The sequence below is a fragment of the candidate division KSB1 bacterium genome, from assembly GCA_034506395.1.
GTDB lineage: Bacteria > Zhuqueibacterota > Zhuqueibacteria > Thermofontimicrobiales > Thermofontimicrobiaceae > Thermofontimicrobium.
Genome location: JAPDPQ010000017.1, coordinates 12,965 through 36,342 on the forward strand (window position 1 = coordinate 12,965; position 23,378 = coordinate 36,342).

20 protein-coding genes are annotated in these 23,378 nt (G+C 46.8%); 14 read left to right on the forward strand and 6 right to left on the reverse strand.

Annotated elements, in window-relative coordinates; genetic code table 11:
- Positions 1–86: 86 nt before the first annotated feature.
- The 13 genes from ONB37_11885 (at position 87) to ONB37_11945 (ending at position 17,499) form a co-directional block, all read left to right on the forward strand.
- The gene (locus tag ONB37_11885; GenBank protein MDZ7400858.1) at positions 87–2,063 is read left to right on the forward strand and encodes a DUF3344 domain-containing protein; all 1,977 of its coding nucleotides are present in this window, start codon (positions 87–89) and stop codon (positions 2,061–2,063) included.
- Between the two features lie 192 nt (positions 2,064–2,255).
- Positions 2,256–2,660: a biopolymer transporter ExbD gene (locus tag ONB37_11890; protein ID MDZ7400859.1), complete on the forward strand. Its 405-nt coding sequence runs from the start codon at positions 2,256–2,258 to the stop codon at positions 2,658–2,660.
- A gap of 11 nt (positions 2,661–2,671) precedes the next feature.
- Positions 2,672–3,064, forward strand: a complete 393-nt coding sequence (locus tag ONB37_11895; protein ID MDZ7400860.1) for a biopolymer transporter ExbD — start codon at positions 2,672–2,674, stop codon at positions 3,062–3,064.
- On the forward strand, positions 3,048–4,148 hold the full coding sequence (locus tag ONB37_11900) for a hypothetical protein (GenBank protein ID MDZ7400861.1): 1,101 nt from the start codon (positions 3,048–3,050) through the stop codon (positions 4,146–4,148). The genes ONB37_11895 and ONB37_11900 overlap by 17 nt, the downstream gene beginning before the upstream one ends.
- A gap of 230 nt (positions 4,149–4,378) precedes the next feature.
- Positions 4,379–5,881 carry a hypothetical protein gene (locus tag ONB37_11905; GenBank protein MDZ7400862.1) on the forward strand — a complete coding sequence of 501 codons (1,503 nt, stop codon included), beginning with the start codon at positions 4,379–4,381 and terminating at the stop codon, positions 5,879–5,881.
- The gene (locus ONB37_11910; GenBank protein MDZ7400863.1) at positions 5,874–6,527 is read left to right on the forward strand and encodes a hypothetical protein; all 654 of its coding nucleotides are present in this window, start codon (positions 5,874–5,876) and stop codon (positions 6,525–6,527) included. The genes ONB37_11905 and ONB37_11910 overlap by 8 nt, the downstream gene beginning before the upstream one ends.
- 524 nt (positions 6,528–7,051) lie before the next feature.
- A complete protein-coding gene (locus tag ONB37_11915; protein ID MDZ7400864.1) occupies positions 7,052–8,341 on the forward strand; it encodes a P-loop NTPase in 1,290 nt (429 codons plus the stop codon).
- A 364-nt stretch (positions 8,342–8,705) separates the two neighbouring features.
- Positions 8,706–10,049: a glycerate kinase gene (locus ONB37_11920; protein MDZ7400865.1), complete on the forward strand. Its 1,344-nt coding sequence runs from the start codon at positions 8,706–8,708 to the stop codon at positions 10,047–10,049.
- 438 nt (positions 10,050–10,487) lie between these two features.
- A complete protein-coding gene (gene lon / locus ONB37_11925; GenBank protein MDZ7400866.1) occupies positions 10,488–12,848 on the forward strand; it encodes an endopeptidase La in 2,361 nt (786 codons plus the stop codon).
- Between the two features lie 381 nt (positions 12,849–13,229).
- The gene (locus tag ONB37_11930) at positions 13,230–14,210 is read left to right on the forward strand and encodes a dipeptide ABC transporter ATP-binding protein (protein MDZ7400867.1); all 981 of its coding nucleotides are present in this window, start codon (positions 13,230–13,232) and stop codon (positions 14,208–14,210) included.
- 65 nt (positions 14,211–14,275) lie between these two features.
- Positions 14,276–15,328, forward strand: coding sequence for a DHH family phosphoesterase (locus ONB37_11935; GenBank protein ID MDZ7400868.1), 1,053 nt, complete (start codon positions 14,276–14,278; stop codon positions 15,326–15,328).
- A 4-nt stretch (positions 15,329–15,332) separates the two neighbouring features.
- Entirely contained in the window at positions 15,333–16,124 is a 792-nt protein-coding gene (locus tag ONB37_11940; GenBank protein ID MDZ7400869.1) for an inositol monophosphatase, read from the forward strand.
- Positions 16,125–16,512: 388 nt separating this feature from the next.
- Complete coding sequence (locus tag ONB37_11945) at positions 16,513–17,499, forward strand: peptidylprolyl isomerase (GenBank protein ID MDZ7400870.1); 987 nt, start codon at positions 16,513–16,515, stop codon at positions 17,497–17,499.
- A gap of 129 nt (positions 17,500–17,628) precedes the next feature.
- Here the strand turns inward: ONB37_11945 and ONB37_11950 are convergent, their stop codons facing one another.
- The 6 genes from ONB37_11950 to ONB37_11975 form a co-directional block, all read right to left on the reverse strand.
- Complete coding sequence (locus ONB37_11950) at positions 17,629–17,868, reverse strand: MoaD/ThiS family protein (protein ID MDZ7400871.1); 240 nt, start codon at positions 17,866–17,868, stop codon at positions 17,629–17,631.
- Positions 17,869–18,151: 283 nt separating this feature from the next.
- The gene (locus ONB37_11955) at positions 18,152–18,355 is read right to left on the reverse strand and encodes a hypothetical protein (protein MDZ7400872.1); all 204 of its coding nucleotides are present in this window, start codon (positions 18,353–18,355) and stop codon (positions 18,152–18,154) included.
- Positions 18,356–18,387: 32 nt separating this feature from the next.
- Entirely contained in the window at positions 18,388–19,410 is a 1,023-nt protein-coding gene (locus ONB37_11960; protein ID MDZ7400873.1) for a M14 family metallopeptidase, read from the reverse strand.
- Positions 19,407–19,859, reverse strand: a complete 453-nt coding sequence (locus ONB37_11965) for a hypothetical protein (protein ID MDZ7400874.1) — start codon at positions 19,857–19,859, stop codon at positions 19,407–19,409. The genes ONB37_11960 and ONB37_11965 overlap by 4 nt, the downstream gene beginning before the upstream one ends.
- Before the next feature lie 500 nt (positions 19,860–20,359).
- Positions 20,360–21,244 carry an aldo/keto reductase gene (locus ONB37_11970; GenBank protein ID MDZ7400875.1) on the reverse strand — a complete coding sequence of 295 codons (885 nt, stop codon included), beginning with the start codon at positions 21,242–21,244 and terminating at the stop codon, positions 20,360–20,362.
- 226 nt (positions 21,245–21,470) lie between these two features.
- Positions 21,471–22,640 (reverse strand): metallophosphoesterase, encoded by a 1,170-nt coding sequence (locus tag ONB37_11975; GenBank protein MDZ7400876.1) that lies wholly within the window; start codon positions 22,638–22,640, stop codon positions 21,471–21,473.
- Between the two features lie 270 nt (positions 22,641–22,910).
- Between ONB37_11975 and ONB37_11980 the strand changes: the two genes are divergently transcribed.
- Positions 22,911–23,294: a 4Fe-4S dicluster domain-containing protein gene (locus ONB37_11980; GenBank protein MDZ7400877.1), complete on the forward strand. Its 384-nt coding sequence runs from the start codon at positions 22,911–22,913 to the stop codon at positions 23,292–23,294.
- Positions 23,295–23,378: the final 84 nt, after the last annotated feature.

A 23,378-nucleotide genomic window follows, 5' to 3' on the forward strand; every position in this document is an offset into this window, starting at 1 on the left:
CCTTATTTCCATAGGTTGGCGGTGGGTAACAGTTGATCAATTATTAAATCACTAAATGTTGAACTAATGAATCAAGGAGAGTGCTTATGTCAAGACGGACAAAGGCAGTACCAGTGGGTCGGAAAGCTGGTAACGGACGGGGGATTTTATGGGGATTACTTATCGTTGTGTTATGTTTCTCAGCCGCCTTCGCTGATGGAAATGAAAAGTTGGCCGTTACATTGCCAATGTATCGCGGCAAGTATGATGTTGGGGTTGTGAGCCTTGGTTCCTTTGGCTTGCGGGGCGATGCCACTACTTTGATGAAAATTCCGGAAAATGCCCAGATCATCGCTGCATATGTGTATATGAGTGGCTACTCGAACCTTACTCCAGATCAACTGGGCGATATACTGGTGACCGTCAGCAATGGCCAAGATACCAAGACCAAAGCGGCTAAGTGCATTGGTTATTCGCAAGAGGGCGATAAGCAGCGGTTCACCTACCGCGCGGATGTGAGCGATGTGGTAACGATCGGCGAGAAGCGCTATCATGTGCAGAGCAAACAGTTGCCAGCTCAGCCCACCAGTGGCCGATTATACGGTGGTGGCTTGGTTGCGATTTACAGCTTGCCGAACTATCCTGAATCCGAGATCTGGATCGCGGATGGGCTGGACTTTTTTGCCGCTGGTCAAGGATATCCTGCGACCAGTACGGTGGTATTTCCATTCAGCGGGAATCGTTTTGAGCGATACGGTTCGGTGAAGATTTTTGCTGGCATGGATCAGCAGAATACCGCGTCGGCGATTTGGTATCAGGTGGGCCACGGCAATCCGCCTCAATCTGGGATCATCGATCAAACTGGTGCGGTGGATTACAACAATTCATCGAACTCCAATCCCAGCGTCGATACCGATCCCATTCAGGACGGCTTGGGCGTACGTCGCGCTTGGTCCATGGTAGAATTTATGATCCCCGTTGGCTCGGAGCAGGACTGGGCGGCGTTCCAGTTGGAATCGCAGACTGATAATTCCAACAAGCAGCCGATGAGCGGAGTTTGGAACATGGTGGCGTTCAAGCTGCCACTGGAGGAGACTGGGATCGGCGTCATCGGGGATCGGGTGTTCCACGATAAGAATAAGAACAAGGTTCGCGATCAGATGGAAGCCGGAATTCCCGCAGTGTTGGTCTCACTTTACCAAGATAATGGCGACAACACCTTCGATCCCAATAGCGATACCTTTGTCGATAGTGTCCGGACCAATCGGCTGGGCTTCTATATTTTCCAAAATTTGAAGTTTGGGACCTATTTTGTGGACATCTTCCATCCGCGGATGAATGAGAGCGGTGTTGAACTGACTACAAATAATGACCCGGCCGGTCCCATTCAAGTTGTCGATGGCAATGCGATCTTGGACGTCGATTTCGGGTTCTGCTACAGCGGGCAGCGCGGCAATCGACAATTGCAGTTCAATTCGTTTAATTTCCAGAGCGATACCAATGGGGTCTGGCTAAATTGGTCTACTTTCGCTGGCACCGAGAATCTGGGATTCGATGTGTTCCGCAGCTTATCGCAGATGGGCAACTTTACGCTCATCAATCCAGACGTCATCCCGGCGGCGAACAATCAAAATGGCTTTAATAATTACTCTTTCTTTGACCCAGATGTCGAGCCAGGCCAGACCTATTATTACAAAATCTCGGATGTAACTATTGATGGTGAGGCGACCGCGACCTACGGCCCTGTGGCTGTTACGGCTGGTACAACTCGAATTGCAGAAGAAACCTCAGCACTCAGAGCCCCTGTTGGCTATGAATTGGGAAATGCTTACCCCAATCCGTTTAATGGCCAAACCGCAATTCAGTACTCGCTGGCGAGGCCCGCTGATGTTTCGATTGCGATTTATAATTTGCAAGGCCAAAAGATTCGAACCTTATTGTCCGAACGCCAAACCGCTGGCAACCACACCGTCCATTGGAATGGCCATGATGAATTGAATCAGCCAGTCGGCAGCGGCGTTTATCTGTATCGAATCACTATTAATAACTCCAGCGAGGCAAAGCGGGTTGTCTATCTGAAATAGCTGACGTCAGAACCGATCTGGCACGGGGAATCCAGTTTTCACAAAATGAAAAATTGCAATTCGGTTTCCCTTTCGTCTGGATTCCAGCATGGGCAGAAGCCTCCCGATAGCAAAGAGCGCCGCTATCGGGAGGCTCTCCCTGATCGGACCAGCAATGAATTGACGAGACAAAACAATAAGGAGCGGTAAACAGTGGGGAAATACAATTTAATGATTCGGCTGATCGATGTGGTATTTATTTTGTTGTTCGGTTTTATTGCAATCTCGCAGATCGGCATAAGTGCTGCGATCGATCCGGCCAAGAGTTCCGAAGCGGATCAAAGCGGGCCTGATGCCCCGATCGAAGTGATCATTGGTGTCAGTTCGGATGGTAGCTATCCGGTCGAGGCGGGCAATTTGGTATTGCGGAATATCCGAGAGGTACGAGGCTATCTAGCGCAGAAGATGACCGAGGCAGCAGCGCGAGGAGTGCCGGTGGGAGTTCGAATTCGCGCAGCATGGGATTCATCGGTGGAGCACAGCCTAGCCGTGGCTCGATTGTGTCGCGAACTGGGAATTCCAAAGGGGCTGGATGTGATCAAAATGAAGACGGAATAGGAGCATGGGAGATGAATTCGAATTTAATGATCCGATTGATCGACGTGGCGCTAATTATTTTGATGGGGTTTATTGCTATCAGTCGGATACGGACCGAATATATTGATCTGCCATCTGCTGGCGAAAGCGAAACCAAGCTCCATCTGCCACATGAGGCGAAATTGGTTGTGGATAACAGCAGGTACAATTTTGAAGACAACGGTCGTCGCTGGAGTTGCAATAGCTTAAATGAGCTAGAGAGCTTTCTGGCCGACAAGAATCTTTACTATAAAGGACGAAACATGAAACTGGTGGTCACTATTCAACCGCGGCGATCGGTGATTATGCAGAACCTGGTGAATGTGTTGGATATTTGTCAACGACATCAAATTGAAAAGAATCTGGATTATGAAAACTATTATTAATTATCTGAAGAACGGTGAAGACCTGAGAACTTTATCAGGTGGAATCACCCTGGTGATTCTGTTGCTGATGTTCATTATTGCGCAGATTATAGCATTGACGAGTATGATCAATTCGCCGGTCTCCAATGAGCCGAAAATGGAACTGAAGGAGCTGGTGAGATTGGAGTTTCGGCCAAAACCAGAACGAGAAATCCCAAAGCAACTGAAGCTGGATGTCACAACGCAGCCGATTGTACCGCAACCGAAACCAGATATTCAGGCTTCGCCAGAGCCCCAGCAGCCGATAGTGGCAGCAGCAGCGGTGGCTCAAGGTTTTGATTTGAAAAAGCTATTGACCAGCGAGACCAACGCTGCAAAAAAAGGGAGTTCCAACCGATCCAATCCTCTGGTGGCCGGTGTTTCCACTGAAGTCAATCGAGCCGGCCGGACGTTGGATGATTTCGATCTGAGCGGGGTATTGGACAACCGAAATGCCTCATTTGCAGCGGGGAGACGATCAACCCCAGGCGGCTCGGATGGACCGAAGATCGGGATTGGTGGTGTCAGTGGCCTTGGCACTGGAGCCGGCTCAGGCGGAACTGGTTTGGCGCTATCGGGCCGAGGTACGAATCGCACCAGTCGGGGCGCTGGACTCGGAAATGGCAATGGCGGAGCCACGATATCTTTGCCATCCGGCAAAGGAGGCGGCAAGGCCACCTTGGATATTCACGCTTTGATCAGATGGATGAAGGCCCATCCCGGCATCATTCCCAAATTGGTCGCTTACGACATGGGTCATCAGCCTGATGATTTGTCATCAGCGGTGAATTTTACTATGAATGGACGGATTTACACGCTGTTTTTGTCCTGTAATGAGACCGAGCTGCTGTTGCGTATTTGTTTGGTTGAGGGGCAAGTGTTCACATTGCTCAAGGATAATGGTATTCGCGAAGAGAGCAACTTTTTAATCGTGGGCGATGTAGTGCGAAACGGGGCTGCCATTCAATCGCTCATTAGCTCCCGTCAGGCGCCAGGGGATCGCGCGTCTCATTTCTATCAAATCTTCTGGAGTTGGTGGCTGCAACAGCCAGAGAGCCGCAGTTAATGTCTATCACTGCTTCTTATAGGAACCTGACGACCAATGCGGCCGCGATCTCGAACCGAATATCTGGTGATCTTGGATCGTTTTGGGAGACACTTATCTTTGCTGTGAATCTTGGAGTTGAACGTCCGAGCATCAAATTTGATTTGGCGTAACCGTGGTTTCAATGGAAATTGTTCAAGGATCGCTTCAATTGCAGAGTATTAAAGTTAAAAACGAGGATGTGTAGCGATATGGGTTCGACCATGAAGTTTCGAATGGCGATTTTTGCCATGGGGGTCACAGGGCTGCTGTTGGTTGGTTGTGCGACGACCAGCCACAAATCCGCACAACGGCTGAAAGTGCCGCCCGGTCTGGATAGCACGACAGTGGTGAAATCGATTGAATTGGCCAAAAGTAGTTTTGTATCAGCGGACCAAGAGAAGCAGGCTGCTCAATTAACCACTGCTGGCAAAAAGGAATTAGATAAAGTAGACGAGTTCTGGGCTTATCTGGAACAAAGCGTCAAAAAAGGTAGCAACTTATCGGACACGGAGAAACAAGTGTTCGATCGCGAATACGATCTAGGGGCCCAGTATTTAGATCGTTTCAAAAAGCTCTCCGAGAACGGAACCAATGACAAGAAGGCTTTGGAGGTGCAAAGCTATTGCATTCAAGCCAAAGAGCATTTGGAAAAAGCAGTCACGATCAATCCGTTTGACAAGAATGCGCGGGCGCTTTTGGCCGTGGCTTATTATAATTTACAACACATGTTTGGGCTAGAGAAGCATTATGAAAAGGCCATTGAAATTTTAGAGCGGCTCACGCGGATTGAAAAAGGGGAGCACGAGCTGTTTCGATTGTTGGCAGAAAATTATCTGGCAGTGAAGGATTATGAAAAAGCATTGCAGAACATCCAGAAGGCCCAGATGGTGATGTTGAAAACGAACTTTGAGGGCGCACCGGATACATCTCGACTGTTTTATTACATGTACACCCAAGGAGATATTTACGCTCGGATGTATGATGCGGTCAAATCGTTCAAGTCGTTTCAGGTGGCTGAGAAGTTTGCCCGGACACCACAAGAAAAAGCCGATGTTGAAAATTATATTAAGTGGCTTAATTGGGATGGAGGCAATATCCGAGCCTCTGAGCTATGGGACAAAATTTTGATCCTCGAGAGCAAAAAGGACTTTGAGACAATGGCCAAGGCCTGCGACCAGTTGCTGCCCATGCTCAAGACTAAAAAAGCGAAATTGGCCGTCACTCACAAGCAGGCTGTGGTGGAATTTGAGATTTTGGGACGTAAAGCCTCAGCAGTTGAGAAAATGCGTCAAATTTATGATGCGTTTACGCAGGGCGAAATCGCTGCAAAGCCAGATGAATTTCAGCCATTCCTTAATAGCTATGGCGCCATGCTTTATCGTCTTGGCGTTGAGGCACTGCAAAAACAGGAGAAGAAATTAGCGTTGGCATACTTCACGAAAGCGGCTTCATTCGATTGGGATCAGGTGGCAAAGGCATACATTGAATTGGTAACGTTATTGTGGAACGATCCAGAAAAGGCGATCTATTATGGCAAGCGCGCCTTAGCGAAACCAAATGGCCTTTCCAATGAAGAATCGACCGAGCTATTATCGCTAATGGTGCGAGCACATAAGAGCGCTGGTTTGTACGATGAAGCACGAGAATATTACAAAAAGTGGAAACAAATGGAATCGAAGAAAACAGCAACAAGCGGAGCAGATCATGAATAACACGTCGAAAATGATGCAAATCGCTGGCACAATCCTGGCAATAGTAGTGGCTCTGATTCTCACCAAAGAGATCAAAGCGCAAACCAAAAGCGTGCTGGTAGACCAAACAATGGTTCAAACGACAACGGTTTTGAATCCGAAGCTAATTAATTTCTTTGTTGAAGAATTTATGATCCCTGAAAAGGAAGTAAAAAAGATGGTGATTTATGACTTGAACGGGGATGGTTTTGGAGATAAAGATATTGCGCGGACTTACCCTGGGGGAAGATTTTACGTGCTTTCACCCAGCAGCAAAGCGCAGAAGATCATGAATCTCTGGAGCTTTGGTGGGAACATCAAATTTACTGCCAATTCGAATGATTCCCCCGAACTGTTCGAGCATGCCCCAGATAGTGTACGGGCCCAAGGAGCGATTTTTGCTGAATTGCTGCGCGGGCTTAGGCGAAATTACAAGGGTGTTCCGTTCAAGCTGCACCTGGAACAGGATGATAAAGTGACCGCGGTCGAAATGTGGGGTTACGATCCCAATCTCATGCGCTATACGCCCCCACCCGTCAATAAAGTGCCAGAGCAAATCCCAGTCATGAAACTGATCTATCTTGAAAAGACCGTGGTCGACAGCGTTTATGTTAATCGCAATGAATAAAAGCGACCCAAAATGCTAACTGGTGCTTTGGCCAATAAGGTTTTGAGAAGACCACACAGCCTGCCCAGCGATTCAAATTCTGCGTAAGTGAATGCGCTGAATGGCGCATGAAACATTGCGCCAATCAAGTCGACCGAATAGCTTCAACCTCCAAATTGGCCCGCGAACTGGCAGACCCCATGAAAACATTAATAAAATTTTATCGGTGTAGATCTGCGCAATTCGCGGGCATTTTTGTTATGACAAATGGTGTTCAGCGGAAAGTAACCTATCTGTCTTCGACCTAATAGCCGTTTAAGGGTTTGATCCTCCAATCAGTTGTTTGCTCTCCGCAATCCAGATTGTAGTTCATTAAAAATAATGACAGGCAGTAGCCCCGTTTTTCCCATATTTAAATTTTCGACACATTGTCCGAATTTCAATGTCAGGGAACAAATGTTGCAATGTAACAGACCTTCTTTTGTTAGAGCATTGAATTGAACCAATGAAAAGTAAGGAAAATCACTAACAGAGAGGTTATACATATGCAGAATAATTTGCTGGTGCGTGTCAATGGAGAACATTTCGGACCATTCACGACATCTGAATTACGCGCTTTAGTACGAAAAGGGAAATTTAGTTTGAATGATTACGTATGGTCAGAAGATGACGATGATTGGATAAAAGCCGAGCAGTTGGATGAAGTAAGAAAACTTTTTCATCAGGAAACACTGGCTGATAGTGAACGTAAAGTGATGGCGATTGCCAGCGGCAAAGGTGGAGTGGGGAAGACAATTGTAACTGCGTCCCTGGGGGTTGGTTTGGCTGCCCTCGGCAAGGAAGTGATTCTCGTTGATGCCGATTTTGGCGGGGCGAATCTGCACACGTGTATGGGCTTTTTAGAACCCAAATATACATTTTTTGATTACTACACTATGGAGCGGGAGAGCCTCGAAGATATTGTACTAGATTCACCGATCAACAATTTGAAATTGATCAGCGGCGCGTGCGGCACGCTGGGAATCGCGAACCCCAAATACAGTCAGAAGCAGAAACTCATCCGCGATCTGAGAAATTTAAAAGCGGATTACGTCATCCTGGATTTAGGCGCAGGAACATCTTTGACGGTGATCGACTATTTTCTCGCAGTAGACATGGGGATCTTGTTGACCACTCCAGAGCCGATGGCAATTCAAGAGGCTTTTGATTTTCTCAAACTCTGCGTGTTGCGAAAGTTGCAACAGACATTTCGAAATGAGCCAGACGTGCTCAGCCTCTTGGACATCGGTGGATTTAATCAATTGACCCAACTGAACGCCCCGATGTTTGAATTACTCGATAAAGCGCGTCAGGTCAGTCCGGAGATCGCAGATCGGGTGAATGCAGAATTGGAAAGTTTCCAGCCGAAGCTGATAATGAATATGGTGATGGAACCTGATGAGGTGAGGGAGGGGATGGCGATCAAGACCGCAGCAGCAGAGTTACTGTCGATTCATGTGGATTATATCGGATACATTGAGTATGATGAAACGATGCGCCAGACCGTTAAAGAGATGCGACCATTTATTTTGAGCAACCCCCGTTCCCCGGCCTCAAGAAGCTTGGCGCGGATCATTACCATCAAGCTGCTGAACAAAAATCGGGTTGCGGCTTTATTGAAGAACTGGCAGATGCGGCGCACCGCCCGTGCGCAATCGGAAAACTATCCTATCACGGATCTCAAAGAAAGCGATATTATTTGTTCACATAAATGCTTTTATTGGGATGATTGTGAATATCAGAGCGGTGGCATGCCATGCCGAGTTCGCCATTTAGAACCGATGTTTAAATTTTAGAACAGTACCATTGCTCTTCTGATAAACTCCTCCAATTGAAATCGCCCTTTGAAACGGGGATGCCGCTTCAGTGGGCGATTGTTTTTTCTCCAAATTCCTAACCTCGTCCTGATTCTTGCTCGATATTCCAATTCGAAATGTGTCTCGAATGAACTATCTTCGATCACGGACTTTGTTATCTAGAGAGCTACGGGTTCAAAAATGGAAAAAAGAAGCTGCGATCCTTAACGCTGATCGATCAATGCACTTGAGGAAGTTAACCTTTTATCAATCCAATAAAAAAAATCTTTATTTTTACCAATTAAATGCTTAAATTAGCCGTCAAACGAAATTGGAGAAGAATTAAAAAGAGGCGAGGTCGATCATGGCAATGGATGCGGATTTGCGTGCAATGCGAAGCGATGCCCTGGAAATTTTTCAGACAGGATTGCGAGCGGTGGACCCTGTCAATGCGGTGAAGCGGTTCTTGAAGAAACAAGATCATCGGATCTTTGTAAAGGATGTCGAATATGATTTAAGGGACTATGAAGGGGTATATTTGATCGGATTCGGCAAGGCGGGTGCTTCCATGGGCCGGGCGGTTGAGGAAGTTTTGGGTGATACACTTAAGCAGGGAATTGTAACCGTCAAATATGGTCATTTGGATCGCGTATCGCCTAAGATCAAAATTTATGAGGCAGGGCACCCAGTGCCAGATAAGGCGGGTCTGGATGCCGCCAAAGAGATGGTCGATTTTTTGAGTCAGCGAAGCGCCAAAGATTTGGTCATCGCTGTGATTTCTGGTGGTGGGTCGGCGCTGTTGCCCTTGCCGGCTGAAGGGATCAGCTTATCCGAAAAACAGGAGATGACGCGATTGTTATTGGCCTGCGGAGCAGATATCAAGGAGATCAATGCCATTCGCAAGCATATATCCCAAGTGAAGGGGGGACAGTTGGCCAGGTTGGCCCAACCTGCAACATTGGTGACGCTGATCCTCTCCGATGTGATTGGAGATCCGCTCGATAGCATCGCCTCGGGACCAACTGCCCCAGATCAATCCACGTTTTCAGATTGTTGGGCGATCCTTCAGAAATATAACTTGCATGGAAAGGTTCCAGCAGCCGTCGAGCGCCACATTCAGAATGGATTAGAAGGCTTGCTTCCCGATACTCCAAAGAGCGGCGATCCTATTTTTTCGCGAACGCAGAATGTTATCGTAGCGAGCAACTGGGAGGCCGTCGCGGCTGCGCGGGCTCGAGCGCAGCAATTGGGGTATCATACCCTGATTTTGTCAACTTTTGTAGAGGGTGAAACCAAAGATGTGGCTCGGGTTCATGCCGCCATCGCCAAAGAGGTGCACAAAACTGGTAATCCGATTAAAAAACCATGTTGTATCATCTCTGGGGGCGAGACCACGGTCACGATCCATGGCAACGGCTTGGGAGGCCGAAATCAGGAATTCGTGCTTGCGGCTGCAATGGACCTGGCAGGTATGGAGAACACAGTGGTACTCAGCGCTGGTACTGATGGCAGTGACGGCCCAACCGATGCCGCCGGTGCCATTGCCGATGGTCAAACCATCGCCCGGGCCAATCAATTGCAGCTCAAAGCATTGCAATTTCTCCAGAATAACGACTCCTATCACTTTTTTGAACCGTTGGGCGATCTGATTAAGACCGGGCCAACAAATACCAATGTGATGGACATTCGAATCCTTTTGATGAAATAGCAGTTTTTTTGAGACCAGCACGTGCGGGCAAGCGTGCATTATTTAATCTCTAAACCGAGATCGGATTAAAGATGACTGATATCGTTCTTGTGGCTGGTATCGTTGCGTTTTGCTTCAGCCATAAGTCATGAAAGCGTGACCGTACCTCCAATCTAAGTGCAAAGGGGCCCGCCAATTTTCAAAATTCGTTCATTTGGCAGAACTCCATAAAATAGCCGCATGGGAATGTTAGCTGTCTGATCCTCGGTTTAACAAGTTTTTTTTTGGAGATCGATATAATTCTAATTGGGACAAATTTGAAATTTAATTTAAAATCTTTTGGGCTTTTGTTATATAGAGAATCGAGTCATTGTGAACAAATAGTTGGCGAACGGATTTTTGCAATGATTCGATTTATGTTATTCTGCCAAAGCCTGAAAAAATCCGTTGGAGTAGAATATGTTAGATGGCAATTTTGCGCGGCTTAAGGATCGGGATGAAGTTGAAAATATCGTCATTCCGGAACGGCTGCCAATCATACCGCTTCGTGATTTTATTGTTTTTCCATATATGGTCACCCCGCTGATCATCGCTCGTGCGAAATCAATGCGATTGATCGATCAAGTGATGGATGGGGATAAATTGGTGGGATTAGTTGCGCAGAAGCGTCCTGAAATTGAGGACCCTGATGCTGATAGTCTTTTTCATTTTGGGACTGCTGCCTATGTGTTGAAAGTACTGCGTTTTCCCGATGGCAGTTTGCGCGTATTGGTGCAGGGGTTATCACGGATCAAGATTTTAAAATATGTGCAGGAGAACCCCTTTTTTGTCGGTCGTGTGAAAAAACTTGAGGACCGTTTTGAGTTCAACCTCGAAGCGCAGGCGCTGCTTCGGAATATCTCTCATCAATTTCAACGGATCGCCATGTTAGTCCCCAATCTGCCAGATGAACTTCAGATTGCAGTAATGAACATGGATGATCCCAGTCGGCTCACTGATCTGTTGGCATCGAACTTGAATCTTTCACTTTTCGAGAAAGAAGATATTTTAGAGACGGTTGATGTCCGCGATCGTATGGAGAAATTGACCATTTTCTTGAATCGTGAGCTGGAGGTTCTGGAGATGGGGTCGAAAATCCAGAGCCAGGTTCAATCGGAAATGGGTAAAAATCAGCGGGAGTTTTATCTGCGCGAGCAATTGAAGGCGATCCAACGGGAGCTCGGTGAGAGCGATGAACGAACCGCTGAGATCAACGAGTTAAAGCAGCGGATCGCTGAGGCCCAAATGTCAGAGCAAGCAGAGAAAGAGGCGCTGCGAGAGCTGGACCGCCTGTCCAAAATGCCCCCTGGCGCCGCTGAATATACGGTGTCGCGCACTTATATTGATTGGTTGGTCAGCTTGCCTTGGGCTAAAACCACCGAGGACAATTTGGATATCAATGAAGCTGAGCGAATTTTGAATCAGGATCATTATGATTTGGAAAAAGTGAAAGAACGAATTCTTGAATATCTTGCGGTGAGAAAGCTGAAGCAGGATATGAAAGGGCCGATTCTCTGCTTCGTAGGCCCGCCGGGTGTGGGCAAAACCTCGTTGGGCCGCTCCATTGCGCGAGCACTGAACCGCAAGTTCATCCGAATTTCCCTGGGTGGCGTCCGCGATGAAGCTGAGATCCGAGGGCACCGACGCACCTACATCGGGGCGCTGCCCGGTCGGATCATCCAGGGGATTAAAAATGCGGGTTCTAATAACCCAGTGTTCATGCTGGACGAAATCGATAAGCTCGGAACTGATTTTCGTGGCGATCCTTCGTCGGCGTTGCTGGAAGTGCTCGACCCGGAACAAAACCATTCTTTCTCCGACCATTATCTGGATGTAGCGTTCGATCTATCGAAGGTGTTGTTCATTACTACTGCCAATTATCTCGATCCCATCCCTCCAGCGCTGCGCGATCGGATGGAGGTGATCGAGCTGCCGGGATACACCCTGGAGGAAAAACTCCAAATCGCCTTTCAATATCTCATCCCCAAGCAATTGGATGAGCACGGCCTCCCGCGCAAAAGCGTTGCATTCCAAAAGCAGGCGATCAAACATGTCATTTCAAATTACACCCGTGAAGCCGGTCTGAGAGACCTCGAGCGACAGATCGCCAAAATCTGTCGTAAAATTGCCCGACAGTTCGCTGCTGGCAACACGGATCGGGTGGTGGTTTCGAAAGCCACTATCGCCCAATTTCTTGGACCAGAAAAGTTCTTTGCGGAGGTGGCTGAGCGCATTACCGAACCTGGAATTGCCACTGGGTTGGCGTGGACGCCCTATGGCGGGGATATTTTATTTGTGGAATGCAGTCTCATCAAAGGTCAGAAAGGGCTGCTGTTGACAGGCCAATTAGGGGATGTCATGAAAGAATCGGCTCAAGCGGCAATGACCTACGTCCGCTCCCACGCTAAACAATTGGGCATTAAAAAGGATCAGTGCGATAATTGCGAGGTGCATATTCACGTTCCTGCTGGCGCTATCCCCAAGGATGGGCCGTCGGCCGGGATTACCATGGTCATTGCATTGATCTCATTACTAAAGAACGTCAAGGTCAAAAACAATCTTGCCATGAGCGGCGAGATCACATTGCGCGGCAAATTATTGCCGATCGGTGGCGTCAAAGAAAAACTGTTAGCGGCGCGACGCGCTGGGATCAAACAGGTCATTTTGCCTCGGAGAAACGAGAATGATCTCATTGAGCTCCCTGCTGAGATCAAAAATGACCTCACAATTCATTTGATCGATAACATCGACCAGGCTGTGGAAATTGTATTTGGAAGATGAACCATTTAGAATCGCAAAGTCATTTAGCCTTATTTGAACCAAGCGAAATCCCATGGTCCTCTGATTGAACAAAGATCGGTGGACCATGGAATCACGCGCAAAAATATGATTGGTCAGCTATGGCAAAGAATTGAACAAGTGACTGCTTAATTTCTCAATCGCTTTTGCAGGGCAACCCGATCAATTGATGTTATCCATATCCTATTGACGAATGCCATTCGGAACTCTCCTCGAATTTTACTTCACCAACTTGATTCCAGCCCACTCCAAGGCCGATTTTTTATTGAGCGAGCACAGAATTCTCCAGACCCATCGAACTATCGCTTGCATTTCTTAAAAAAAATGTTATATTATAAGCTCATTCATTTTTCTGGAGCCGGTATGCCAACAAAACAATCGATCCTGCTTCAAGTTCGAGATTTGAAAAAATATTTTCCCATCAAAGGGGGAATTTTCGGGTCGGTGAAAGGGTATGTCCATGCGGTGGATGGGATTAGTTTCGATTTGAAACGCGGCGAAACGTTGGGGTTAGTGGGTGAATCTGGTTGCGGCAAATCCACGGCAGCGCGATTAATTTTGCGGCTAATTGAGGCGACTTCTGGAGAGATCGTGTTCGATGGCCGAAATATTCGGGAAATGGATCACAAACAGTTGCAGCGGCTGCGCCGCGAGATGCAGATTGTGTTTCAAGACCCTTATTCGTCATTGAATCCGAGAATGACGGTGGAGGGCATCATTGGCGAAGCGCTCTCGTATCATAAGATCGCCCGTGGAACGGCGCGCCGGGATCGGGTCGTTTATCTCTTAGAGCGGGTGGGCCTCAGGCCCGAGCATCTGCGTCGTTATCCTCATGAGTTTAGCGGTGGCCAACGACAACGGATTGGCATTGCCAGAGCCCTCGCGCTCAATCCGCGGCTGATCATCGGCGATGAACCGGTTTCTGCCTTGGATGTCTCCATTCAGGCTCAGGTGTTAAATCTCCTATTGGAACTGCAGGAGGAATTTGAGCTATCCTATCTGATCATTGCCCATGATCTTCGGGTGGTTGAGCATATTTCCGATCGCGTGGCAGTGATGTATCTCGGTAAAATTGTCGAGCTGGCGAGTTCAGCCGATCTATATCGGAATCCCCAACATCCTTATACTGAGGCGCTGCTCTCCGCCATCCCAATTCCAGATCCACGGGCGAAAAAGCAGCGGATCCTGTTGCCAGGAGATCTTCCATCTCCTATTGATCCGCCAGCAGGCTGCCGATTTCATACCCGTTGCCGGTATAGAATGCCGATCTGCGAGCGGATCGAACCAGAATTTAAAATGATAGCACCTCAGCATTGGGCTGCTTGTCATTTGCGCGGAAATTAGATACAACAACTCGATATTCAACCCACAACAATTGTGTGGGTTGTATTGGCGATTGACAAATACGAATGAGTGCGATAGTCTCGAAAAAGAAAAATTCACTTGCCCGACTCACTCGGTTGCTTTCAGTTGTTCAAGGGAAAAAAAGCGCATTGATTGTCGGCCATACCAATCCAGATCCAGATTCCATCGCCAGCGCTCTGGGATTGCAATATCTGTTGCAAGAGCTTGGCAAGATCAAATCGACAATCGCTTTTGACGGAATAATTGGAAGAGCCGAGAATCGGGCATTGATCGAATATCTCGAACTGGAATACCAATTTTTAGAGAACATTCAGCCTGAGAATTGGGAGATCGTGGCCTTGATCGATACCCATACGGGCATGGGCAATAACCCTTTGCCGGCTCACGTCCCTATCACGATAGAAATCGATCATCACCCGAAAACTGGGGAACATCAGAAGGTGTTGTTCAGCGATATCCGGGAGAATTTTGGGGCGACAGCCACGATAATTGCAGATTATTTGCTTTCTGCTGGGCTAAAAATTGGGACCAAATTAGCCACGGCGCTATTTTACGCGATCAAAGCAGAGACGCAAGATTTGGGACGCGAGGCCAAATCTACCGATCGCCGCGTGTATTTGACGCTTTATCAGATCATTGATTTCCGGGCGCTCGCCAAGATTCAACGGGCGGAACTCTCGCCGCTTTATTTTCAAGATATGGGACGCGCCATCCGTCGCACCAGAATTTTTGATGATGTGGCCATTTCCGCGCCAGGAAAAGTCAATAATCCTGATATGGTCGCTGAACTTGCCGATACACTCTTGCGTTTAAAAGACATTCGTTGGGCAATTGTCATGGGGTGTTATCGGGGGAACATGTTTATCTCTGTACGATCCAATGATCCAAATCGAGATGCCGGTGAACTAATTAAAAAAGTGGTGGGGAAAATGGGCTCTGCTGGAGGCCATGAAACATTTGCCGGCGGCAGGATCCCTTGTGAAGATGATCCCAGAGCATTCTGGCGATTAAAAGAAATGATCCAGCGCCGGTTTTTAAGAGAATTGGGTTATGATCGAAGACGAAGAGGGAAAAAACTCATTTCATTAGACAGATAATACAATGACATTCAAACAATTGGCAATAGCAACAGCCAGACAGGCTGGGGCAATTCTTCGGGACAACCTCGGCCAATATGGCACATATCACGCAGAAAATAAAAGCCCGTTCGATTATGTCACTGAAGTCGACCGCACCTGCGAGCAATTCATTATCAATTCCATCACAGAGCATTTCCCAGATCACGAAATCCTTTCCGAGGAATCGGGGCGTAACAAGAATGATAATGAGTTCTGCTGGATTGTTGACCCCTTGGATGGTACAACCAATTTCATTCACGGCAATCCCCACATTGCGGTTTCCATCGCGTTGCAACATGCGGGCAAGATCATTTTGGGCGTTGTTTACGATCCATTTCGCGATGAAATGTATTCCGCCGAACGTGGGAAAGGCGCCTATTGTAACAACAAACCGATTCATGTCTCCCATTTAAATCAGATCAATCGTTGTTTGATTGCTACTGGTTTTCCGTTTCGCTGCAAAGAGCTATTGGACGAGTATTGGAAGGTGCTCTCGGCGATATTTATGGCGGTTAGTGGTATTCGACGCACTGGTTCCGCCGCTCTGGACCTCGCTTACGTGGCTTGTGGCAGATTCGATGGGTTCTGGGAACTACGGCTCAGTCCCTGGGATATTGCCGCGGGCTCGCTGCTCATCGAAGAGGCCGGGGGAAAAATCAGCGATTTCGAAGGCGAGGACAACCATATCTGGGTGGGCGATGTGGTCGCCTCAAATGGCATGATTCATGATTTCATTCTTAGTGAAGTAAAAAAAGTTTTTCCTTTGAACCCCTGACAAAAAGACCAAATTCATCAAATGCACAGCTTGAGCTCTATAGCTGGTTCGGCAGAGGGATCAATGCCGTCTTAATGACGAGCAAAGATGAATGGAGCTTCTCAAGCTAATTGCTGCGAATCTACACGACAGACGTTCATTGGATCGCGCTCATCAGTCGCCAAAATAAATCAGCAGCCTTAATATTTTATTAGCATCCATCAAATAGCCAACCTGACACGTCAGCGTTTGATTATGATCATCACGCTGATGGAAAATTTTTGGGTTCGTTGAATTTTAAAAAAGGCATTGGCATAAAAATTTATAAGATTTTTTTAGGAAATCAGGCTTTTTTTACTTATATTCGGCACATAATTCACTGGATTTTGATAGAACTCAGGAGATGTCTATGAAAAGACTCGTTGTGTTATTGTTGCTGCTTGGTGTTTGCATTTTGGCTTGTGGCAAAAAGGGTGATGTGATTAAGTTGCAGAAGGACACGCCGGCATACGCCTTGGCCAAGGCGTTGTCAGAGAAGCTGCCATTCCTCGATCCAGATAAAAACAATAAGCTAATTATCTGCAAAGCGTTCACAATAACGACCGGGGAGGTGATGCGCGCGATTTATGATAATTCTGGAAGTCGCGCTGAACAGCTTAAAAACATCGATGTGAATCGGGTCAAAGAAATCATCCTTCAAAGCGCAAGGGGGATTGCTGAGCAGAAACTGGTGCTAAATGAGATAAAGCGTTCACAGTTCGTCGCCTCCGAGCCAGAGATCGATAGCCTCATGAACATGCAATATCAACGTTACGGCGGCGAGGCCCAGTTCAAGCAATTGGTTACACAAAGTGGGGCGAACTACGAAAGCGTTAATCGCGATATGCGCAATGTATTCCTGATCGACCAGTACCTGGAATCGATCCTTGGTGACAAGCTCGATGTTTCAGAGGAAGAGGTTGCCTCGGTGAGGCACATTCTATTAAGTACTCAAGGCAAAAGCGAGGCGGAGAAGAAGGTCATTCACCAAAAAATGATGGTGGTGCTGATCCGCGCCCGCGCGGGTGAAGATTTTGCTGAACTGGTCAAAGAATACAGCGAAGACCCCGGCTCGAAGAACAATGGTGGCTTATATGAGAACTTTCCCCGAGGGACTATGGTGAAACCGTTTGAAGATGCTGCCTTTTCAGTCCCAGTGGGTGAGCTCAGCGATATCATCGAGACCAATTATGGGTATCACATCCTAAAGGTCGTCGATCGCAAGAAGATCAAAGAGCTCAATCCCCCCAATCCCGATTTGGAGGACCAGCTCAAAGCCAAAAAGAAGCCCCAATTGTTTCAAGAATATATGAAAAAGATAAAGGAAGAGCAGGGCTACAAGGAGATTGAATTTTGATCGAGATCAAAATGATCTATTCCATCAAATGAAACTGCTTGGTTTGAGCGAATTGGAGTAATGGAATTTATCATCGGGTGCATTTTAGCCGAGAAAAATCCCATTACTCCATCCGTTCAATTTTGTCGATCAGCCTCCTGAAACAGGTGGCTGCAAGGTGATCACCTGACCATCCTGCGGTTGGTAATCCAATCGCTTGAAACTTCCATCCACATAAGCAAAGGCGACCTGATCGTGAGGGATATCGAATCGCTCAAGGATTTGTTTCAGCGATAACCCTTCTTCAACCTCAATGCGTCGAGTATATTGATCGACATCGGGTTTTAGCTTCTCTCTCAGTTTTCCACCAGATTTCAGATAAATCACCATGGGTACTTTCCTGACTTACTTTGATAAAAGAAATGAACTTCAATGTTCAATTGGACTTTTTGAAAACAACCAGATAGTTTCTGAGCCGACTCGTTACTGGCGGGCGATTGTTCGTTGCATTGATCACTTGGCCCTTTATTCACTTGGTACCAATTGATCTATCCAAATATCAAATTGAATTCAACCAAAAGATCAGCAATTTCTCGGTTTTTTATTTTGGCTTCCTTTTGGATGATGGGAAATTAGTATGCAACCCAGAAGGGCGCCAAGCGATGCGTTGAAATTAATCAGATCGATCTTTTTCGTCCGTGATCACTGAGACGATCGCCTGAATATTTTTTTGAGCCAGAGATTTTTGAATCTCTTTGGCGATTTCCCGCTCAACCCGGGATTGAATATTCATGAAACGGGAGGCCAATTTAACGAGCCAGCGAGGGCGCTCTCGTTCTGCAATTTCTCGAGCATTGATAATAGTAATGGTTATCATGGCGATTTTCGAGTGAATGACTGAATTTATTTTCAATCTGCCATTGTCGTCTGATGTTGGATGGCCCAATTGATCAACGAAAGCGCTGCAGGAAGATTCTCCTCAAATGTTGGCCGGATCTCAGACTCAGGCAGTTCAAAGCCCGGATTATAGCTATCAGGACGTAATTCAATCGTGAATGCTGGGACGCCAAATAATCCATAGAGCCAATCGGTCGTATCGCCGCTGGCCAGGTACAGGGTCGAAGACTGTCCCGGCACATAATTTTTGCCATGGACAGCACGGATCTGATGGGCCAATGCGACAGCAAGGCTATCGAGCAAAGCCTTATCTGGCGCTGGTTGATTGGTAAAGCCCCACGGGTAGAGCACCAATTGGCTGTAGCTATGGTAACTGATCAGGGCCCGAGGAGATTGATGCTCCAAAAACGTCCGAATGGCCTGGGTTTCTGGCTCAGAAAAAGGAGCCGGACCGCGATAAACTTCCGAAAAAGTGTCGCCAGATGATCCAGGCCCACCCCATTGATACCCATAATTGCGGTTCAAATCCACACCGAAACTCCCATCGCCATTATTTCGGCGGTTCTTACGCCACAGCCGATCCGTCGTCACTGAGTGTTGATGCCCATCTGGGTTCACCATTGGGACCACCCAAATTTCGACTTGATCCACCAAGCGAGTCACAGTCGTATCAACACCATATTGTTCGATGAGAAACCTTGCGATCAGTAACGGGACCTCCACAGAGATCCATTCTCGTGCATGGTGGGCACCTAACAAGATTATGGCTGGTTCGGATTCATCGTTATCGACCTGATCGCTGATGTTCAGTGCCCAAAGCTCCCGGCCTTCGTGGGAGCGACCCAGGGAACTGAGCTGAGCGATAGCCGGGTGATTTTTTGCCAGATCCTGAAGTTCAGCCTCCAGTTCGGAATAAGTGTGATATAGCCCGGCATTCGGGTCTCCAGGGTTGCCATTCTGGCATAAGCTATTGCTCAGCAGAAATGCCAGCATCAGAATTAGGGACAATTTCACCAAATTAAGTCGGCGTTTCATCGAAAGTTCCCCTCCATGCTACTGGCTTTTTGGGCAATGATGTGAACCACAAATCCAGCCTCTCGAAGTCGCTCAATGTAAATATCGTAGGCCCGAGCAATAACCGTATCTCCAGCGACTTGCCAAAGATCAATTCCAGAATTAACGACCGTTTGAAGATCACTGGAATCTTTCAATAAAATCTCGACCAGTCGCTGTACCAGATCGGTTTCTTGGATGGGTTGTGGTTTGAAGCCAAAGTTCTGCACTCTTTTATCGGTCCGAATCACGACATAGTTTGGTTCCTGAACAATGATCTCGGCTCCAGCGCTGCGCAACCGCTGAATTTCTTCTGGATTCTTGTAATAGACTTTTTGCAGCCCTTGTTCCGGCGCTTGGCGCGGCTGCTGATTAGATTGGCAATAGGCCAATATTAAACATACCAGCATTAATACAGCCCCCTTCGACATAGAATAAATCCTCCCACGATAGTGTGAGCAAGTTATTTCCTTGAAAATGAGTTTCTAAATGCTCCTATGACAACGATACACAATAACAATTTACTGTCACAAGAGAAAAAATGACAAAAATTAACTAATCCCAAGTTAGACTGCACAGGTATGTCTTGATGCTTCCCTTGAAGTATTAGACCAAATATTTTGCTTCTTCAAAGATTGTTTATCTATTTGACTCAATCATAAGCTTGGTATCACAAATTTCGATCTTGTTGCTATTTTGGCTTTGACATATTCAGCGAGGATAATGACATTCCAAGCAACAAGAATCCATTTTTCGTTCCGCAACAGATCAGAAATTTTAATCATTGCTTTGAATTTTGGGCAACAGAAATTCATAATCTCACTGATTTCTATTCAGCGATCGCCCCAGCTTGCTGCATCAATGGAAAAGATGTTCAGCTAAAATTAAGCGATCAAGAAAAGCTGTTGGCGTCAAAAGGAAATTTGGAAGCTTAAGCATTGAACAACGGAATCGCACTTTGCATTTTGCTCTTCAAGGTATCCAATTCTGACTCTGTGATCGGCTCGAACTTCTGTGCAATGGTTACCGCTTTCCAGAAAAAGACATCTTCGCCAGGTGGAATTGCCGCAGTGGCGCCTTGGGATAAAGTAAATCGCAAAGCCAATGCAGCGAGCGTATCATCCTCCACTGGAAGATACCAAAGCTTTTGATATGGCTTTTGGGTTCCCGGAGGCACCGCCCCAAATGCCAATGCTTTGAGCGCCAGGATCCCCATCCCTTTTTCATGTGCGGCTGCAACGACTCGTGCACCGAAATTTCCTTTGAACCAGCACACGAAATTTATGGGGAACAGGATGGTATCGAAATCGAATTTCTGCATGGCTAAGAGCGCTGCTGTCTCGGAATGGGCTGAAAACCCTAAATAGCGTGTTTTGCCCTCCTGCCTCGCCTTGATGAGCAGCTCCATAGCACCATCTGGTCCAAACGCTCGCTCAACATCATCTTCCGTAGTCAATGCATGGAGCTGGTAGAGATCAAAGTGGTCGGTTTCTAACAATTTTAACGATTCGTTCAGCTCTCGTTCTGCCCCTTGTTTCGAGCGGTCCAAGGTTTTACACGCCAAAAAGCATCTGTTCCGATACGGTTTCAATGCAGGTCCCAATTGATATTGGGCATTGCCGTAAGTCGGCGCAATATCGAAATAATTGACCCCATGGTCAAAGGCGCGAGCAACGAGGTCGTTCGCTACGGTCTGTTCCATATTTCGCACCAGAATGCCACCAAATCCGATGATCGAAAGCATTTCTTCAGTGCGTCCTAATTTTCTTCTAGGTAATGCGACGGCTGCCTGCTTTTGCTTCGAACTACAATTCATCAATGAGAACAGTGTAAATCCCGCTCCCCCTAAAAGGCTAGTCTCAATAAACTGTCGTCGGTTCATAGCGCTCCTTTCAATTTTTGGCATTTGATTTCTGCACAACCAAAGTTTTTGTGTTGCTTTGAACAGGCCTGAAATCCAGCTCACGCAGGAGAGCAAATAACATTTTTCCCATTTCGAAGTATTTGATTAGGAGACACATCGGGCACAAGTCAGATGGCTCTCATTGATTTTTTGAACTGGATGCAAACTCCAATTTGATATCCAGAATTTCGGGTCGATTGCCAAGTCGTGCTGGCGGTCCCCAGGTGCCCACGCCACAAGAAACGTAGATGTGGGTGTTTCCTTTTTTCAAATAGCCCCAACTTTTCTCATAAACCTTTTTCGTGATATAGTTGAGTGGCCAGAGTTGACCATGATGGGTGTGCCCTGATAATTGCAGGTCAAAACCATTTTCGGCAGCTTCATTCAGTTTAAACGGCTGATGATCTAATAAAATCACTGGCAATTGTTTATTGGTTTGAGCTATCAGCTCCGCCAATTCTTTTCGCTGTCGACCAATGATGCGGTTACTACTTCGATCTTCTCGTCCAACCAGGTAGAGGCTGCTATTAACGTTAACCACACTGTCTCGCAAAACGGTCACACCATGTGCCTTGAGATATTGAACAGCGGCCTCCACACCACCGAAATATTCATGGTTCCCTGTAATGGCATAGACGCCAAGTTTGGATCGGAGATGCAGCAAAGCTTCGCCGAGATTTTCACGGATCACTGGTGCCAGATCTTCATCTACGACATCCCCGACCAATAAGATCAGATCAGGGTTCAAAGAGTTTATCTTGTTGACGATTTTACAGAAGCGCTTTCGGCCCACAATCGTTCCCAAATGAATGTCCGAAACCGCCACGATGTGAAGGCTGGTCATGTTGGTCCGCTTTGGGATCGTAAGCGCCAATTCTTTGACTCGAAAAGCACAGGCATTGATAAAGCCAGCCAGAACTATTAGCACAACAATAGCGGTCGATATTATTAGTGCTGTCTGTTTCAGTTTAACGGAATTATCTGTGATTAAATGGAAAAACGGTAGCCAATGATTGATCAGCCGGGCTAAATCTATCAGCACGACGATCAAGAAAAAGTAGAAGAACATCGCGATCCAGAAAGAGCCGATCCAGACAAGGATATCGCTGAGCAATGACAAATAGATTTTTTCAAGAAATCGTCCGATGACATAAGAAACTGCCAAAAAGATAAAAAGCACAAGATATGGAATTCTAAGTCGCGAACCCAATGGCAGCGCTTGCCAGCCACGAATGAAAATGTAATAATTCGCCGCACCGTAGATAGCAAGGACGATGCTGAAAAAGATGATAAAGTTGATAGCTTTCATACAAGTTAATGAAACGCGATTATAAAAATTCGATGTTCAAGTCAATTTTTGCAAAGCTAAAATAGCTAAAAAGAAGCAGAAAAGCAAGCAGATTTATTGAGCGGCAATTGTTCATTTTGAAAAGAATTTCCACTTGCATTTTAGTAGACGTTTTGATATATTCCTCCCCAGAACTGGCAAATGCCTTATCAGGATAGATGGTGACGATTGTTCGACGAAGGTCCTGTTATCAGCGACTTGGATAATAATTTCTGTAGTGGAGGGCGATGAATGTATATCAAAGTGAACAAAGCTGCCTGTACTGGTTGTCGGTTATGTCGTCAGATCTGTACGATTTATCATTTTAATGAGATCAACCCTCGGAAAGCCGCGCTGCGGATCGAAGCAAAATTTCCCGTTCCTGGCACTTTTCGTCCCTGGGTATGCACTCAATGCGGCAAATGTGCCGAGGCTTGTCCAGAAGATGCCATTTATGAGAAAGATGGTGTCTATTTCATCGATGAAGAAAAATGCACGCGCTGCCTCCTCTGTGTCGAGGCTTGTCCCCTTGACGTGATGTTTGTGCATGATGAAGTGAATATCCCCATCAAATGTGATTTTTGTTTCAAGTGCGTGGAGGTCTGCAACACCGGCGCTCTTGTTCGAGTGGATTGAATCGGTTTTCCATCCCGAAAGCGAGCTGCGAAAATTCTAAAATTCATTTAGTGCTACCGAGTGTCGAATAACAGCTTAAAAGAT

Excerpts from the sequence above, each read along its gene's own strand:
- ONB37_11885 (MDZ7400858.1), top strand. The coding sequence starts at position 87 with ATGTCAAGACGGACAAAGGCAGTACCAGTGGGTCGGAAAGCTGGTAAC.
- ONB37_11895 (MDZ7400860.1), top strand. The coding sequence starts at position 2,672 with ATGAATTCGAATTTAATGATCCGATTGATCGACGTGGCGCTAATTATT.
- ONB37_11900 (MDZ7400861.1), top strand. The coding sequence starts at position 3,048 with ATGAAAACTATTATTAATTATCTGAAGAACGGTGAAGACCTGAGAACT.
- ONB37_11905 (MDZ7400862.1), top strand. The coding sequence starts at position 4,379 with ATGGGTTCGACCATGAAGTTTCGAATGGCGATTTTTGCCATGGGGGTC.
- ONB37_11910 (MDZ7400863.1), top strand. The coding sequence starts at position 5,874 with ATGAATAACACGTCGAAAATGATGCAAATCGCTGGCACAATCCTGGCA.
- ONB37_11915 (MDZ7400864.1), top strand. The coding sequence starts at position 7,052 with ATGCAGAATAATTTGCTGGTGCGTGTCAATGGAGAACATTTCGGACCA.
- ONB37_11920 (MDZ7400865.1), top strand. The coding sequence starts at position 8,706 with ATGGCAATGGATGCGGATTTGCGTGCAATGCGAAGCGATGCCCTGGAA.
- lon (MDZ7400866.1), top strand. The coding sequence starts at position 10,488 with ATGTTAGATGGCAATTTTGCGCGGCTTAAGGATCGGGATGAAGTTGAA.
- ONB37_11930 (MDZ7400867.1), top strand. The coding sequence starts at position 13,230 with ATGCCAACAAAACAATCGATCCTGCTTCAAGTTCGAGATTTGAAAAAA.
- ONB37_11935 (MDZ7400868.1), top strand. The coding sequence starts at position 14,276 with ATGAGTGCGATAGTCTCGAAAAAGAAAAATTCACTTGCCCGACTCACT.
- ONB37_11940 (MDZ7400869.1), top strand. The coding sequence starts at position 15,333 with ATGACATTCAAACAATTGGCAATAGCAACAGCCAGACAGGCTGGGGCA.
- ONB37_11945 (MDZ7400870.1), top strand. The coding sequence starts at position 16,513 with ATGAAAAGACTCGTTGTGTTATTGTTGCTGCTTGGTGTTTGCATTTTG.
- ONB37_11950 (MDZ7400871.1), bottom strand. The coding sequence starts at position 17,868 with ATGGTGATTTATCTGAAATCTGGTGGAAAACTGAGAGAGAAGCTAAAA.
- ONB37_11955 (MDZ7400872.1), bottom strand. The coding sequence starts at position 18,355 with ATGATAACCATTACTATTATCAATGCTCGAGAAATTGCAGAACGAGAG.
- ONB37_11960 (MDZ7400873.1), bottom strand. The coding sequence starts at position 19,410 with ATGAAACGCCGACTTAATTTGGTGAAATTGTCCCTAATTCTGATGCTG.
- ONB37_11965 (MDZ7400874.1), bottom strand. The coding sequence starts at position 19,859 with ATGTCGAAGGGGGCTGTATTAATGCTGGTATGTTTAATATTGGCCTAT.
- ONB37_11970 (MDZ7400875.1), bottom strand. The coding sequence starts at position 21,244 with ATGAATTGTAGTTCGAAGCAAAAGCAGGCAGCCGTCGCATTACCTAGA.
- ONB37_11975 (MDZ7400876.1), bottom strand. The coding sequence starts at position 22,640 with ATGAAAGCTATCAACTTTATCATCTTTTTCAGCATCGTCCTTGCTATC.
- ONB37_11980 (MDZ7400877.1), top strand. The coding sequence starts at position 22,911 with ATGTATATCAAAGTGAACAAAGCTGCCTGTACTGGTTGTCGGTTATGT.